Below are 13,761 nucleotides of genomic sequence, written 5' to 3' on the forward strand. Positions count from 1 at the left end.
TAAGCGTGTCCGGAGAAGAGCACGGCGCGGCGGCTGGTTCCAGCCGACGCGGTCGTTCGTCAGCCCGGCAGTGTCAGGAGGCCGGCCTGACCGTCCGCCGACCCGAAGGCGAGACGTGCGCCGCGCGCGTCCCAGGCGAGGGCCGAGATCCCGCTGCCCTTGACGGCCGGGCGTACCAGAAGCTCCGAGGCGTCGGTGAAGCGCACGAGCAGGATGCAGCCGTCCTCGTAGCCGATGGCGAGGACGGGCGCCTTCGGGTGGAAGGCGACCCGCGCGACGCGGGCGGGGCGCACGCCGCATTCCCGCGGAGCCTTGCCGGTCGGCCCCTCCTTCGAATCGAAGGGCCAGACGATCGCGGCCTCGGCGCCGCTGGTGGCGAGCCAGTGTCCGTCCGCCGACCACGCGGTCGAGCGCACCTTGCCCGGATAGCCCGACATGCGCATGTGGCCGCGATCGGGCTGGAGGCGCCAGCCGTGAAGGGCGTTCTCCTGCATCGTGGTGATCACGAAACGTCCGTCCGGCGACCACGTGACGTCGATGTGCGATCCCTTCCATTCGATCACCTCGGGCGGCGTCTCGTGGTTCGGGTACCAGAGGCTCGCGCCGTTGTAGTGGGCCACGGCGAGGCGATAGCCCTTGGGCGCGAAGGCGAGGCCGCGGGCGCTGGAGGGAGCCTGGAACGTGCGCTCGCGGCCCTTGGCGTCCCGGGCGGATACCTGTCGTCCGGCCGAGTAGGCGACCGCCCCGTCCGGATGGACGGCCAGCGCATCGATCCAGGCACCCCCCTTGGCGGCGGCGATCTCCGTCAGGCGGCCGTCGGCGCGGATCTCGACGACGCGGCCGTCGTCGCCTCCCGTGACGAGCCGGGCCGCGTCGCCCGCTGCGCAGAGAATGGCGCCCTCCGGATGCGCGGCGAGGCGTTCGTCCGCACCCTCCCGGTGCAGCAGGACGCCGCCGTCGCCCAGCGACAGGGCGAGCGTGTCCTTCAACCAGTGCGCGGCGGTCACGTGGGCCCCCGCCTCGATCGGCGCGACGTGGCTCGTGAGGGAGGGAGCGGCAGTGGCGGACATGGTGTCGGATGACCTTCGGCAGCGGGAATGATGGGGATCAGGCAGCCTTGGCGGCCGGACCGAGTGCGACGTGGAGAGCCGCGGCGACGGCGAGAAAGCCCGTGAGCGCTGCGGGGAACGCGAGGGCGAGGAGGCCGAACGAGCCATAGGCTTGCGCGCCGCCGAAGGCTCCAAGGAGGAGCGCGCACCAGACGGCTCCGTCACCCACCCAGCCGTAGCGGGGCCCGCGACCGGTCAGGGCGAGCGCGACCTTCTGCCCGAAACTGAACAACGCGCCTGTCACGAAGGTCGTGCCCGCGCGAAAACCCTGAACCTGCACGAGGACCGCGTTCTGCGTGCCCATGGCCAGCGCCATGAAGAGCGAGGCGAGGCCGAGATCCGGCGTGGCGAGACCGAGGGACAGGGCACCGAGCACCGTCAGCGCCTCGAAGGCCAGGACGACCGGGCTTGCCCAGCGCGGGGGCACCACCAGGGAGAGCCCGCTGCCGAGCACGGATCCGACGAAGAACATCCCGATCAGGAGGCAGGGCAAGATCGCGTGGCGCCACTCGCCGTGGCCGAGGGCGACCGAGAATTGCGTGGTGTTGCCGCTCATGAACGAGGTGTAGAGCCCCCCGAGCCGGATGAAGCCGAGGGCGTCGACATAGCCTGCCGTCGCCGTCAGCGCGAGACCATAGGCTAGCTGCCAGGAACGGTTCATGAATTCATCCGCGCCGAGGGCTCGGGTAACCCCCTGTTAACCATTTCGGGCGCTCCATCGGGGCGGCGCGCGCAGGGTTAAAGCTTCGCTCACCAAACCTCAGCAATTCGATGGGAACACGGCGAACGCCGGGACGGGGCCTCCGTTGGTCACCCGATCCGGCAGCGGGACTGTTGACCCGCGCCGGGTGAGTTGGAGTTGCGTCATGATCCCCCACGCCTGCGCTGCCTTCTCCGTCCCCGCCTTCCTCGACGGCGCGATCGAGACCATCCTCGTGGTCGAGGATGAGGCCATCGTCTGCGAACTCGCCGCGGAGGCGCTGTCCGACGAGGGCTACCGGGTCCTCACCGCGGCCGACGCGCTCGAGGCCGAGGCGATCCTCGCGCGCGAGAGCGTCGATCTGCTCTTCACCGATATCGATCTCGCCCGCAACACGAACGGCATCGCGCTCGCCCGCTATGCCCGCCAGGACCGGCCGGATCTGCCCGTCGTCTATACGTCGGGCGGGCGCGGGAGCCTTTCGCAGGGCGAGGCCGTTGCGCAATCGGTCTTCGTTCCGAAGCCCTACCGCCCGAGCGATCTCGTCGCCCTGACGAACGACATCCTCCGCCGCAGCCATCCCCATCACGCCTGAGCGGCCCCGCACCGGCCGCCAGCCGGAGTTCGATCGATGAGACGCCTCGCCCTGTTCCCTCTTCTCCTGCTCGCCTGCCCTGCCGAGGCCGCCTGCGACCTCAAGGGGATCCGGCTGGAGGAGCGGATCGCCGAGAAGACCGAGCTGCGCGAGGCCGCCAACAAGCAGACGGTCCGCGATCTTCGCACGCTGCGCGATGCGGCGATCGTCCTCGACGCCTACAAGTACGGTGCCGAGTGCGAACGCCTCGTCGAGATCGTGAGGGCGCTTGCCGCCAATCCCGAGAAGGCGATCGAGCAGGGCGGCGATACCGACGAGGAAAAGGCCGAGAGCGTCGAGGAGACCCGCGAGCCGAAGGCGCCGCCGGCCGCCGCGGGCTCCGACAAGGACCCGGCGAAGCCGCGCTGAGGCGGCAACGGTGGCGTTACCCCGTCACGACGGCCGGTCCATTCCGGCGTCGCCGCAACGCTAGGGCGGCGGCGATGCGGGAGCCCGGTCTTCGGGTTGCGCCACCGGGTCCTTCGCTTTCTCGCCGGCCCGCATGCGGGCGAGCGTGCGCGCGAGCTTCTGTGCCATCTGAGCGCGCAAATCCTCCGTCACCTCGATATCGACGAGGCGCCAGGACCAGGCCCGCAGGCGAAGCCGGATCCTGAACTGACGGGCACGGGGTGCCTCCGGCGGGACCGCGACGACGACCGTCCGGAACCCGCGCATCTCGGTGGCGAGATAATACGCCGCGAGCCGCTCCAGGCCCTCGATGCGCAGGCCCGAGGCGGCACCCGCGCCCGGCGCCTTCGCGACGTCGAGGCTTCCCGGCCAGCCGTCGTCCAGCAGATCGACCACGGTCTTGGCCGTGACCATGGTCTCGGCAAGAGCCAAAGCGAGGCCGACCGCGGCCTCGTTCAGCTTCTGCTGATCGCGCGGATCGAGGTCTCCGCTCTCGCTGATCGCTGCGCGGGCGGCGCTGGCAGTCTGGCGCACCAGGGAGAGCCGCAGGGTCCGGAAATTCACGTGGCGATCGATATACGCGACGTCGCGCGCCTCGACCGCCCGGGCGAGGCTGTAGAGAGAGACGAGCGGCGTCAGCGTGAAGACGAACCAGGCGAGGGCCAGGACGACCGGGACGTACCACCAGCGCATGCCGGTCCCTCAAGCCCGCGGGGCCGGGCTCAACGGCCCGCGTGCCATGTGGCAAGGTCCGAGAAGGCCGCGATCACGCGCTCGTAGACGGGACGCTTGAACGGGATGATGAGGCGGGCGAGATCCTGCAGCTCCGCCCAGCGCCAATCCTCGAACTCGGACCGGAAACGGCCGCCACCGGGCCGCTCGACGTCGATCTCTGAATCCTGCCCGAGGAAGCCGAAGGCGAACCACTTCTGGGTCTGTCCGCGATATCGGCCCTTCCAGGCCTGCTTCATCACGTCGGGCGGCAGGTCGTAGGGAAGCCATCCCGGCATCTCGGCCAGGAAATGCAGCGAGTTCTGCGCGACGTTCGTCTCTTCGTAGAGTTCGCGCATCGCCGCCGCGCGCGGATCCTCGTCCGGATCCACTCCGCCCTGCGGCATCTGCCAGGAATAGTCGCCGGACACATGCTCGGGGCCGCCCTCCTTGCGACGGCGGCCGATGAACACGAGCCCGGCCCGGTTGACGAGGGTGATGCCGACGCAGGGCCGGTAGGGAAGGTCGGTCGGAGCCGGGTGTTGGCCGGCGGGAGGCTCAATCGTCATCGCCGGCGACCATAGCAGCCGGCCCCGCGGCGGCAACGTCCGCGAGTATCCGTGCCGCGCCTATTCCGCTCGGGACAGTCGGGTTCCGGCGCCTGGCGTGCGGAGGGCCGCGCTGACCGGCACCAGGCGGATGCCGCGCGCATCGAGATCCTTCGCCCAGCGCGCGACGCGCTCGATGGTGAGCGGCTGGGCGCCCGCCGAGGCGAGCACGAAGCCCTTCGCCCGCGCCTGGGCCTCGAGGCGAGCCAGTTCCGCGTCGATCGCCTCGGCCCGCGGGACGGCATCGAGAACGATCTCGGCCCGTGCGGCCGGGGCCTTCGTCTTGGCGGCGAGGCTCGCGACGAGCGAGCGCTGAGCGGTGCCGTCGTCGACGAAGCCGAGGCCGCGGGCGGCGACTTCGCGCAGCAGCGGCTCCAGGGACGTCCCATCGGTGATCAGCTTCGAGCCCATCAGGTTCGCGAGACCGATCGCGCCGGGTACGCGGCTCATCACCCAGGCCAGACGGTCGGCATTCTCCGCAGGACGCGCGCCGGTCAGCAGGGTCTGTGGGCCGGGATCGCTGTCGGGATAGTCGAACGGCTCCATCGGCACCTGGACCATCACCTCGTGCCCGAAATCGCGGGCGCGAGCGGCGCTGCGCTCGACCTCACCGTAGGGTGAGAACGCGAGGCTGACCTGCGGCGGCAACTTCACGATGGCGCTGGCCGTCGCTGCCTGCCCCGTACCGAGGCCGGTGAGGAGGATCGCGATGCGCGGGCCCGAGCCGGGCTCCTCCGGCCGCGCGTACAGGTCGAGTGGGCGCAGCCGCCCCTCCCCGACCTTCGGCATAGCGCCGTGGCGACCGCGCTCGACGAGGCGGGCATCCGGCGCGGGCGCGAGCTTCACCGAAACTGTCGGCACGCGGATCACCACCGCCTCGCTCGGCGCGGCACTCCCCGAGGGCCGGAAGACCGTGACGCCGGAAGCGCTCTCGACCTCCTCCGCGCTGCGCTGCAACGGCGGAGCCGGTTCGGCCTCCGCCATCCGCGGCTGCTCCAGGGATGCCGGGCGCGGCTGGTCGGCGGGCGCCTCGCGCAGGGCGATCTCCGCATGCGTTCGGGGCTCCCCGCCGCGGGGATCACCGACGACGAGGAGAATGGCGAGGGCTCCGGTCGGCAGAGCCGCGAGACCGGCGTAGACGTGCGCAGGGCGCAGGCGCGCGCGCAGCCGCGCCAGCCGGCCCTTGAGGCTGGCATCGGCAGGTTCCGGCACTCCGAGCGGCCGGGTCAGGATATCGTCGGAGGGCAGGCTCACCGCATCCTCGGCAGGCGGGCGGCCGCCCTGGCGCCGACGAGCGCGCAACGGTCCCCCGCCGCCATTGCGGGGCGTCATGGTTAACGTTCGGCTAACGGCGGATGCGAGGGCGCCGGCTCGGCCTCGCGCCGGTACTCGAAAGGCTCGTCGACGGCCCCAGCGGCCGCTCGCGCGATCCGCCGGAACGAGAAGCCCCCGCCCGAACGGGTCGGGCGGGGGCTTCGAGCGGTGTCAGGTCGCGCTGGGCGGCGCGCTCAGTTCGGCAGGCTCGGCTTCTGGGTGTTCGCTGCGCCCTTCTGGATGCCGCGCAGGAAGTCGAAGGCGGCGGTCAGCTGCTTGTCCTTGGCCGGGTCCGGCGGGATGTAGGCCGAAGAGCCGCCGCGCTCCTCCGTGTCCTTCTGCTTGAGGTGACCCTTCAGGCCGGCCTCACCCTTGGTCTCGTCCTTGCCCTTCAGCTCGTCGGGCACTTCCTGCAGCACCTCGAGGTCCGGCTCGATGCCCTTGGCCTGGATCGAGCGTCCCGACGGCGTGTAGTAGCGGGCGGTCGTCAGGCGCAGGGCGCCACTGCCGCCGAGCGGGATGATCGACTGCACAGAGCCCTTGCCGAAGGAGCGCGTGCCGAGGATGGTCGCGCGCTTGTGATCCTGCAGGGCGCCGGCCACGATCTCCGAGGCCGAGGCAGACCCGCCGTTGACGAGGACCACGACGGGCTTGCCCTTCGTGATGTCGCCCGACTTCGCCGAGAAGCGCTGCGTCTCGTCCGGGTTGCGGCCGCGCGTCGAGACGATCTCGCCGCGGTCGAGGAAGGCGTCGGAGACCATCACCGCTTGGTCGAGCAACCCGCCCGGGTTGTTGCGCAGGTCGATGACGTAACCCTTGAGCTTGTCCTGGCCGATCTCGGTCGTCAGCTTGTCGACCGCGTTCCGCAGGCCGTCGAAGGTCTGCTCGTTGAACTGGGTCAGCCGGACGTAGCCGATGTCACCGCCCTCGGCGCGGGAGCGCACCGGCTTGATCTTGATGACGTCGCGGGTCAGCGAGACCTCGATCGGGTCCTTCGCCTCCTTGCGGCTGATCTTGAGCTTCACCGAGGAATTGACCGGGCCGCGCATCTTGTCGACCGCCTGGTTCAGGGTGAGGCCCTGGACCTGCTCCTCGTCGATCTGCGTGATGATGTCGTTGGCGAGCAGCCCCGCCTTCGAGGCGGGCGTGTCGTCGATCGGGGTGACGACCTTGATCAAGCCGTCCTCCATCGTGACCTCGATGCCGAGGCCGCCGAACTCGCCGCGCGTCGTCGTCTGCATGTCGCGGAAGGCCTTCGCGTCCATGTAGCTCGAATGCGGGTCGAGCGAGGTGAGCATGCCGTTCACGGCCGCTTCGATCAGCTTCGCTTCCTCGGGCTTCTCGACATAGTCCGTGCGGACCTTCTCGAAGACGTCACCGAACAGGCTGAGCTGACGATAGGTTTCGGCGGAGGCGGCGACCGCGCTCGGACCGGAGAGGAACTGGGTCTGCGTCGCCAGCATCGACGTGCCCGCGCCGAGGAGCGCGCCGAGCATGACCAGGGACATCTTGCGCATTATCCGCGAACCTTCTCGCTGGGGCCTTTCGCCCACCAAGGCTCCGGGTCGATGGAGCCGCCGTCTTTCTTGAACTCGACGTACAGGACCGGATCGCTTCGGTCACCCTCGCCAGCCTGCGGGCTCGCCGCCCCTTCTCCCATGCTCGCCACCGGCTCCCCGGCGAGCACGAACTGGCCGACCTCGACGTTGATCTGATCCATCCCTGCCAACAAGAGATAGTAGCCATCGCCCGCATTGATGATCAAGAGACGGCCGTACGAACGGAACGGCCCCGCGAAGGAGACCCACCCGTCTGCCGGTGATGCCACGACGGCCTTCGGGCGGGTCGAGAGCGAAATGCCGCGCGTCATCCCGCCATTGCCGTCTGGCTGGTTGAAGGCGCGCAGGAGCCGCCCGCTGACAGGCTTCGGCAGGTCGCCCCGTGCCTCGGCGAAGCGGATCTTGGGGGCGAGCCGGGCCGGATCCTTGAAGCCCGCCGCCGCGAAGCGCTCCTGCGTCAGCCTCGCCTCGCGCGATTCCGCGTTCCGCGCCTCCTCGGCGGCGCGTCGGGCGGCGAAGACCTCCCCCTGCATGCGGTCGACGAGATCCCGCAGGCTCTTGGCCTGCACGCCGAGCTCCGCCGCGCGCAGGCGCTCGGCGGCGAGGCCGCTCTCGACCTCGGCGAGGCGCGCCCGCCGGGCGGTGACGAGGGCGTTGAGGCGCTGCTGTTCCCTGGCCCAGCCCGCGAGATCGTTCCGGAGACCTTCCTTGTCGGCGGCGATGAGGCCGCGCAGGCGCACGAGCTCGGCGAGGTCGCTCGCCAGCGTCTCGGCCTCCCCGCGCAGTTCCGGCACGATGGCGCCGAGCAGCATCGAGGTGCGGATCACCGCCAGGACGTCCTCGGGCTGAACCAGCACGGCCGGAGGCGGCCGTCGCCCCATGCGCTGGAGAGCGGCCAGGATCTCGGCGATGACGCCCCGCCGCCCCTCCAGCGACCGGCGGATCGCCGCCTCGCTGGCGCCGAGATTGCGCAGGCGCTCCTCCAGCCGGCTCATCCGGTCCTCAGTGGCCTGGGCTTGGCGCGTCGCGTCGAGCAGGGCAGCGTTGAGCTTCGCCCGGTCGCCGCCGATCGCGGCGATCTCCGCCTCGAATTGCGCACGCGCACTGCCAGAGGCCGTAAGTGCTTCCTCGATCCGCTTCAGGTTCTCCGTCCGCCGGTCACGCTCCTCGACGGCTGCCCGGATCTTGTCGGCTTCGGATAGAGGCGCCGGTGCTTGCTGCCAGGCCGGCGTCTGCGCGCACAACGGCCCGCCGCTCAGGAGCAGCGCGAGCCCGATCCACCCCCCATGTCGGAGTTGCGCCCCGCGCGCCATCCTGCCCTACCCGCCCCTATGATCCGTCCGGGCCGCCCCGATGATACGGGTGGCCGGCCAGGATCGTGAGGGAGCGATACAGCTGTTCTAAGGCAAGAACCCGCACGAGACCGTGCGGCAAGGTCGCCGCCCCGAAGGAGAGGATCAGGTCCGCGCGGTCGCGTACGCTCGGATCGAGGCCGTCCGCCCCGCCGATCGCCACGAGGAGGGCCGCCTTGCCCGAATCGCGCCAGCCACCGATGCGCTCCGCGATCCGCTCGCTCGACAGGTCCGAGCGTCCGCGTTCGTCGTAGGCGATGAGGATGCCGCCGGTCGGGCAATGGCCGAGCAGGTGCGCGCCCTCTTCGGCGCAGCGGTCGGGCGCGCGGCGCGCGCGGCTCTCGACGATCTCGATCATCTCGCAGGCTGGGATGCCGAGGCCGCGGCCGACCTGTCCCGCACGGTCCCGGTAACGGGCCGCGAGATCGCGCTCGGGACCGGCCTTCAGGCGTCCGACCGCGGCGACGGCGAGGCGCAAGGCTGCGGCGTCAGCCGGCCATCCGGCCGACCGGCCGGTCCGCGCCCCACATCTTCTCGAGGTTGTAGAAGCCGCGCACCTCCGGGCGGAAGATGTGGACGAGCACGTCGCCCGCATCAATGAGCACCCAGTCGCAGGCCGGCATCCCCTCGACCCGGGCCGTGCCGAAGCCCTTGTCCTTCATGTCCTGGATGATCTTGTCCGCGATCGCGCCGACGTGGCGCTGCGATCGGCCGGACGTGATGATCATCGTGTCGGCCAGCGAGGTCTTGCCGGCGAGATCGATCTCGATCGTTTCCTCGGCCTTCATCTCGTCGAGGCAACCGAGTGCGAGATCCTTCAGATCTTGGGCCCTGGCCAGGGCGGTGGTCTCGGAACCGTTGGTTCCCATGTCGAGCGTCTCGGACAGCGTCCTGGTTCCTCAGGTCAATACGGAGGCGCGACAACATTCGCGCGCGTCCCTGAGATTGGAGGGTTCGCGGACGGTTTTCAATACGCATGCCCGCTTCGTCCCGACGATTCGGCGCCTGTGTCGCTTCGAACCGGTCAGGCCGCGCCCATCCTGCGGCGGATCGCGGTCGACGAGAGGTCGGATCGCGGGCCGTGCAGGTAGACCCAGGCCGGAGGTCGCGCCATGGCGAGCCGCCCCGCTTCCGCTTCCGGCAGCCGGAAGCGCTGAAGTGTCTGCGCAGCGCGGGCATTCGGTGCGCTCAGGGTGAAACCCGGCCGGTCCACGACGGCGACCGGCACCATGGCAGCGATGTCGCGAAACCCCTTCCAGCGATGAAATGTCGCGAGGCTGTCGGCGCCCATGATCCAGACGAAGTGCAGGTCGGGGCGCCGCCGCAGGAGGAAGCGCAGGGTATCGCGCGTGAAGCGCGCCTCGATCTCGGCCTCGAAGGTCGTCACGGCGATGCGCGGATCGGCGGCGACACGCCGTGCCCCGGCCGCCCGTTCGGCGAGCGGGGCAAGGGCGCCGAGGCTCTTCAGAGGATTGCCGGGCGTGACCAGCCACCAGACCCGGTCGAGCCGGAGGCGCCGGAGGGCGGTGAGACTGACGTGCCGATGACCCGCATGAGCCGGGTTGAAGGAGCCGCCGTACAGCCCGATCCGCTGGCCCGGCGCGGCGGACGGCAGGCGCGGGATCACCGCGGCGTCAGGCCCGCATCCGGAGGCTCACGGCCTTGTCTGGCCGTTGCCGTGCACCCGGTACTTGAACGTGGTCAATTGCTCGACACCGACGGGCCCGCGGGCGTGCATGCGTCCCGTCGCGATGCCGATCTCGGCGCCGAAGCCGAACTCGCCGCCGTCGGCGAACTGTGTCGAGGCATTGTGCGTGACGATCGCCGAATCGACCTCGGCGAGGAAGCGCGTCGCCTCCCCCTGATCCTCGGTGATGATCGCGTCGGTGTGATGCGAGCCGTTCGCCTCGATGTGCTGGATTGCCGCATCGAGCCCTTCGACCACGCGGGCCGAGATGATCGCGTCGAGGTACTCCGTGCGCCAGTCTTCGTCCGTGGCGGAGGTGACGCGAGGATCGACCGCGCGGACGGCCTCGTCGCCGCGAACGGCGCAGCCGGCGTCGAGCAGGGCGGTCACGAGGGGAGCGAGGTGCGTATCGGCGCAGGCGCGGTCGACGAGCATCGTCTCGGCCGCGCCGCAGATCCCGGTGCGGCGCATCTTGCTGTTGAGAAGCACGGTGCGGGCCATGCCGAGATCGGCGGCGGCCGCGACGTAGACATGACAGATGCCGTCGAGATGGGCGAAGACGGGCACCTTGGCTTCCGCCTGGACGCGCTCGACGAGGCTGCGCCCGCCGCGGGGCACGATGACGTCGATGGCGCCGCCGAGGCCCGTCAACATCGCGCCGACCGCCGCACGGTCGCGGGTCGGCACGATCTGGATGGCGTCCGCCGGCAGGCCGGCCTCGACCAAGCCCTCGCTCATCGCGCGCGCGATGGCCATCGCGCTCCGGTGGCTGTCCGACCCCGCCCGCAGGATCGCCGCGTTGCCGGCCTTCAGGCAGAGGGCGCCGGCATCTGCGGTCACGTTCGGCCGGCTCTCGAAGATCACGCCGATGACCCCGAGCGGAACCGCGATCCGCTCGATCAGCAGGCCGTTCGGCCGCTCGAAGGCCGCGAGCTGGCGCCCGACCGGGTCGGCGAGCGCGCCGATCTTCTCCACCGCGTCCGCGATCGCGGCGATGCGCTTCTCGTCGAGGGTCAGCCGGTCGATCAGCGCCGCCGACTGGCTCGCGGCCTTGGCCGCCGCGACGTCGCGGGCGTTCTCGCGCAGGATCTCGGCGCCACCGACGCGGATGCGCTCCGCGATCGCGCGCAGCGCGATATCCTTCGTCTGGGCCGAGGCGAGCGCCATCTGCCGGGCTGCCGCCCGTGCGCGACGGCCGATCGCGGCCATCTGCGTATCGAGGTCGTCGGCATCCGCAAAATCAGATTTCAGGTTCAGAGCGGGCACGGCGGCCGATCCTCGCGCAATCCTCGCGGCCGCTGAGTTCCGTGGCCGCCTCACCGAGAACCCGTCTATGCACGGCGTTCCGATCCTAAACAACCCGCCCGCGCAGCGCCCCTGCCCTACTCCGAGAACATCGCCATGTCGTCGCGGTGGACCATCTCGGCCCGTCCGGGATGGGTGAGCAGCTCCGCAATATGGCTGCTCGGGCGCCCGATGATGAGGGCTGCCTCCGAGCTGTCGTAGGCCACCAGGCCACGGCCGAGGGGGCGGCCCTTGAGGTCGCGGATCAGCACGGCGTCGCCGCGCCCGAAGCTGCCCTCGATGGCGCGCACGCCGACCGGGAGCAGGCTCGCGCCGCCCTGCAGGGCGCGTACGGCGCCGTCATCGATGATCAGGCTTCCGCGAGGCTCCAACGAGCCGGCGATCCAGGTCTTGCGGGCAGCGGTCGGTGTCGATCCCGACAGGAACCACGTGCAGCGCCCGCCCCCGACGATCGTCCGCAGCGGGTTCTTCTCGCGGCCATCGGCGATGATCATGTGGGTGCCACCCCCGACCGCGATCTTGGCCGCCTCGACCTTGGTGCGCATGCCGCCGCGGGACAGTTCGGAGGCGGGTCCGCCTGCCATCGCCTCGATTTCCGGCGTAATCCGCTCGACGACGGGCAGGTGCCGGGCGTCCGGATCGACATGCGGCGGCGCGGTGTAGAGGCCGTCGATGTCGGAGAACAGCACCAGCACGTCCGCGCCGATCATGGTAGCGACGCGTGCGGCGAGGCGGTCGTTGTCGCCGTAGCGGATCTCGCTCGTCGCCACCGTGTCGTTCTCGTTGACGACCGGCACGGCGCGGACTTCGAGGAGCTTCAGGGTGGTGGCGCGGGCGTTGAGGTAGCGCCGCCGCTCCTCCGTGTCCCGGGGCGTCACCAGGATCTGCCCCGCCACGATGCCGTGATGGCCGAGCGCCTCGGCCCAGTGGCGCGCGAGCGCGATCTGGCCGACCGAAGCCGCAGCCTGGCTCTCCTCCAGACGGAGCGCCCCCGGCGGGAAGCCGAGCACCGTGCGCCCCAGGGCGATGCTGCCCGAGGAGACAACGAGCACGTCGACGCCGCGGGCGTGTAGCTCCGCGATGTCCTCGGCGAGCGCGGCGAGCCAGGCGTGCCGCAGGCGGCCGCGGGCCCGGTCGACGAGCAGGGCCGAGCCGACCTTGATCACGACGCGGCGGAAATCTTCGAGGCTCGGAATCATGTGCGGAGTATGTGTGCGGGCTCGAAATCCGTGTGCACGAACTCGCTGCCGTTGAACAGCGGCGGCACCCGATGGGTCCTCGCCACGGTCGAAGCCATCGGAAGTCTGGTCGGTCAGCCTAGCACGTCACGGCTGCCAGCCGATCGAGGCTGCGGACGCCTCGGCCTCCGCGGCGCCGGCGGCGTCGATCTCCGCCATCACCGCCCGCAGCGCCTCCTGCACCCCCCGCCCCGTGGCCGAGGACAGGATCAGCGGCGTGCGCTTGGCCGCCCGCTTCAGCCGCGCGACCTGCTCCTTGAGCGTGTCCGGATCGAGGGTATCGGCCTTCGAGAGGGCAACGATCTCCGGCTTCTCGGCAAGCTCGTGGCCATAGGCCTCGATCTCCCCGCGCACCAGCTTGTAGGCCTTGCCCGCATGCTCGCTCGTACCCTCGACGAGGTGCAGCAGCACCCGGCAGCGCTCCACATGCGCGAGGAACTTGTCGCCCAGGCCCACGCCCTCGTGCGCGCCCTCGATCAGACCTGGGATGTCGGCGAGCACGAATTCACGCCCGTCGGCCCGGACCACGCCGAGGCCGGGATGCAGCGTCGTGAAAGGATAATCCGCGATCTTGGGCTTGGCCGCCGTCACGGTGGCGAGGAAGGTCGACTTGCCGGCGTTGGGCAGCCCGACGAGGCCGGCATCCGCGATCAGCTTGAGGCGCAGCCAGATCCACTGCTCCTGGCCCTCCAGGCCGGGATTGGCGTGTTTCGGCGCCCGGTTCGTCGACGTGGTGAAATAGGCGTTGCCGAAGCCGCCATTGCCGCCCTTGGCGAGGCGCACGCGCTGGCCGATCTCGGTCATGTCCGCGATCAGCGTCTCGCCATCCTCCGCCAGGATCTCGGTGCCCGCCGGCACCTTCAGCACCACGTCCGCGCCCTTCGCGCCGTGGCGGTTCGAGCCCATGCCGTGCTCGCCCTTGCGCGCCTTGAAATGCTGCTGGTAGCGGTAGTCGATCAGGGTGTTGAGGCCCTCGACGCACTCAACCCAGACGTCGCCGCCGCGGCCGCCGTCGCCGCCGTTCGGCCCGCCGAACTCGATGAACTTCTCCCGCCGGAACGAGACGCAGCCCGCACCCCCGTCGCCGGAGCGGATGTAGACCTTGGCTTCGTCGAGGAATTTCACGGCGTCAGGCT

The 13,761-nt window shown here is 70.6% G+C and carries 15 protein-coding genes; 2 read left to right on the forward strand and 13 right to left on the reverse strand.

Translation table 11 applies throughout. The annotated features are described in order from the left end of the window. Window positions 1-59 precede the first annotated feature (59 nt). Window positions 60-1,070, reverse strand: a complete 1,011-nt coding sequence (locus J2X36_RS07995; protein ID WP_310348051.1) for a WD40 repeat domain-containing protein — start codon at window positions 1,068-1,070, stop codon at window positions 60-62. A gap of 37 nt (window positions 1,071-1,107) precedes the next feature. After that, window positions 1,108-1,770: a YoaK family protein gene (locus J2X36_RS08000; RefSeq protein WP_310348053.1), complete on the reverse strand. Its 663-nt coding sequence runs from the start codon at window positions 1,768-1,770 to the stop codon at window positions 1,108-1,110. A gap of 205 nt (window positions 1,771-1,975) precedes the next feature. Here J2X36_RS08000 and J2X36_RS08005 point away from each other — a divergent pair, with 205 nt between their 5' ends. Together J2X36_RS08005 and J2X36_RS08010 are read left to right on the forward strand one after the other, a co-directional pair. Next, entirely contained in the window at window positions 1,976-2,404 is a 429-nt protein-coding gene (locus J2X36_RS08005) for a response regulator (RefSeq protein WP_132253006.1), read from the forward strand. Between the two features lie 36 nt (window positions 2,405-2,440). Next, window positions 2,441-2,812, forward strand: coding sequence for a photosystem reaction center subunit H (locus tag J2X36_RS08010; protein WP_132253008.1), 372 nt, complete (start codon window positions 2,441-2,443; stop codon window positions 2,810-2,812). Window positions 2,813-2,872: 60 nt separating this feature from the next. Here the strand turns inward: J2X36_RS08010 and J2X36_RS08015 are convergent, their stop codons facing one another. The 11 genes from J2X36_RS08015 to obgE all read right to left on the reverse strand — a co-directional run bounded on the left by J2X36_RS08015 (window position 2,873) and on the right by obgE (window position 13,750). Continuing rightward, a complete protein-coding gene (locus J2X36_RS08015) occupies window positions 2,873-3,544 on the reverse strand; it encodes a DUF2939 domain-containing protein (RefSeq protein WP_310348059.1) in 672 nt (223 codons plus the stop codon). Between the two features lie 29 nt (window positions 3,545-3,573). Beyond that, window positions 3,574-4,131 (reverse strand): RNA pyrophosphohydrolase, encoded by a 558-nt coding sequence (locus J2X36_RS08020; protein WP_310348064.1) that lies wholly within the window; start codon window positions 4,129-4,131, stop codon window positions 3,574-3,576. A 60-nt stretch (window positions 4,132-4,191) separates the two neighbouring features. Continuing rightward, window positions 4,192-5,424: a divergent polysaccharide deacetylase family protein gene (locus tag J2X36_RS08025; protein ID WP_310348067.1), complete on the reverse strand. Its 1,233-nt coding sequence runs from the start codon at window positions 5,422-5,424 to the stop codon at window positions 4,192-4,194. Window positions 5,425-5,678: 254 nt separating this feature from the next. Continuing rightward, complete coding sequence (locus J2X36_RS08030; RefSeq protein ID WP_310348069.1) at window positions 5,679-7,001, reverse strand: S41 family peptidase; 1,323 nt, start codon at window positions 6,999-7,001, stop codon at window positions 5,679-5,681. Continuing rightward, window positions 7,001-8,356 carry a murein hydrolase activator EnvC family protein gene (locus J2X36_RS08035; protein ID WP_405029751.1) on the reverse strand — a complete coding sequence of 452 codons (1,356 nt, stop codon included), beginning with the start codon at window positions 8,354-8,356 and terminating at the stop codon, window positions 7,001-7,003. The genes J2X36_RS08030 and J2X36_RS08035 overlap by 1 nt, the downstream gene beginning before the upstream one ends. A gap of 16 nt (window positions 8,357-8,372) precedes the next feature. After that, window positions 8,373-8,873, reverse strand: a complete 501-nt coding sequence (rlmH, locus tag J2X36_RS08040; protein ID WP_132256365.1) for a 23S rRNA (pseudouridine(1915)-N(3))-methyltransferase RlmH — start codon at window positions 8,871-8,873, stop codon at window positions 8,373-8,375. 10 nt (window positions 8,874-8,883) lie between these two features. Continuing rightward, window positions 8,884-9,264, reverse strand: coding sequence for a ribosome silencing factor (rsfS, locus tag J2X36_RS08045; protein WP_132256367.1), 381 nt, complete (start codon window positions 9,262-9,264; stop codon window positions 8,884-8,886). A 155-nt stretch (window positions 9,265-9,419) separates the two neighbouring features. Beyond that, window positions 9,420-10,022: a nicotinate-nucleotide adenylyltransferase gene (locus tag J2X36_RS08050; RefSeq protein WP_310348072.1), complete on the reverse strand. Its 603-nt coding sequence runs from the start codon at window positions 10,020-10,022 to the stop codon at window positions 9,420-9,422. A 27-nt stretch (window positions 10,023-10,049) separates the two neighbouring features. Beyond that, on the reverse strand, window positions 10,050-11,348 hold the full coding sequence (locus J2X36_RS08055; protein WP_310348074.1) for a glutamate-5-semialdehyde dehydrogenase: 1,299 nt from the start codon (window positions 11,346-11,348) through the stop codon (window positions 10,050-10,052). Window positions 11,349-11,464: 116 nt separating this feature from the next. After that, the gene (proB, locus tag J2X36_RS08060; protein WP_310348077.1) at window positions 11,465-12,586 is read right to left on the reverse strand and encodes a glutamate 5-kinase; all 1,122 of its coding nucleotides are present in this window, start codon (window positions 12,584-12,586) and stop codon (window positions 11,465-11,467) included. A gap of 126 nt (window positions 12,587-12,712) precedes the next feature. Beyond that, window positions 12,713-13,750 (reverse strand): GTPase ObgE, encoded by a 1,038-nt coding sequence (gene obgE, locus J2X36_RS08065; RefSeq protein WP_310348081.1) that lies wholly within the window; start codon window positions 13,748-13,750, stop codon window positions 12,713-12,715. Between the last annotated feature and the right edge of the window lie 11 nt (window positions 13,751-13,761).

The organism is Methylobacterium sp. BE186 (assembly GCF_031457035.1).
Classification (GTDB): domain Bacteria; phylum Pseudomonadota; class Alphaproteobacteria; order Rhizobiales; family Beijerinckiaceae; genus Methylobacterium; species Methylobacterium segetis.

Excerpts from the sequence above, each read along its gene's own strand:
- J2X36_RS07995 (WP_310348051.1), bottom strand. The coding sequence starts at position 1,070 with ATGTCCGCCACTGCCGCTCCCTCCCTCACGAGCCACGTCGCGCCGATC.
- J2X36_RS08000 (WP_310348053.1), bottom strand. The coding sequence starts at position 1,770 with ATGAACCGTTCCTGGCAGCTAGCCTATGGTCTCGCGCTGACGGCGACG.
- J2X36_RS08005 (WP_132253006.1), top strand. The coding sequence starts at position 1,976 with ATGATCCCCCACGCCTGCGCTGCCTTCTCCGTCCCCGCCTTCCTCGAC.
- J2X36_RS08010 (WP_132253008.1), top strand. The coding sequence starts at position 2,441 with ATGAGACGCCTCGCCCTGTTCCCTCTTCTCCTGCTCGCCTGCCCTGCC.
- J2X36_RS08015 (WP_310348059.1), bottom strand. The coding sequence starts at position 3,544 with ATGCGCTGGTGGTACGTCCCGGTCGTCCTGGCCCTCGCCTGGTTCGTC.
- J2X36_RS08020 (WP_310348064.1), bottom strand. The coding sequence starts at position 4,131 with ATGACGATTGAGCCTCCCGCCGGCCAACACCCGGCTCCGACCGACCTT.
- J2X36_RS08030 (WP_310348069.1), bottom strand. The coding sequence starts at position 7,001 with ATGCGCAAGATGTCCCTGGTCATGCTCGGCGCGCTCCTCGGCGCGGGC.
- J2X36_RS08035 (WP_405029751.1), bottom strand. The coding sequence starts at position 8,356 with ATGGCGCGCGGGGCGCAACTCCGACATGGGGGGTGGATCGGGCTCGCG.
- rsfS (WP_132256367.1), bottom strand. The coding sequence starts at position 9,264 with ATGGGAACCAACGGTTCCGAGACCACCGCCCTGGCCAGGGCCCAAGAT.
- proB (WP_310348077.1), bottom strand. The coding sequence starts at position 12,586 with ATGATTCCGAGCCTCGAAGATTTCCGCCGCGTCGTGATCAAGGTCGGC.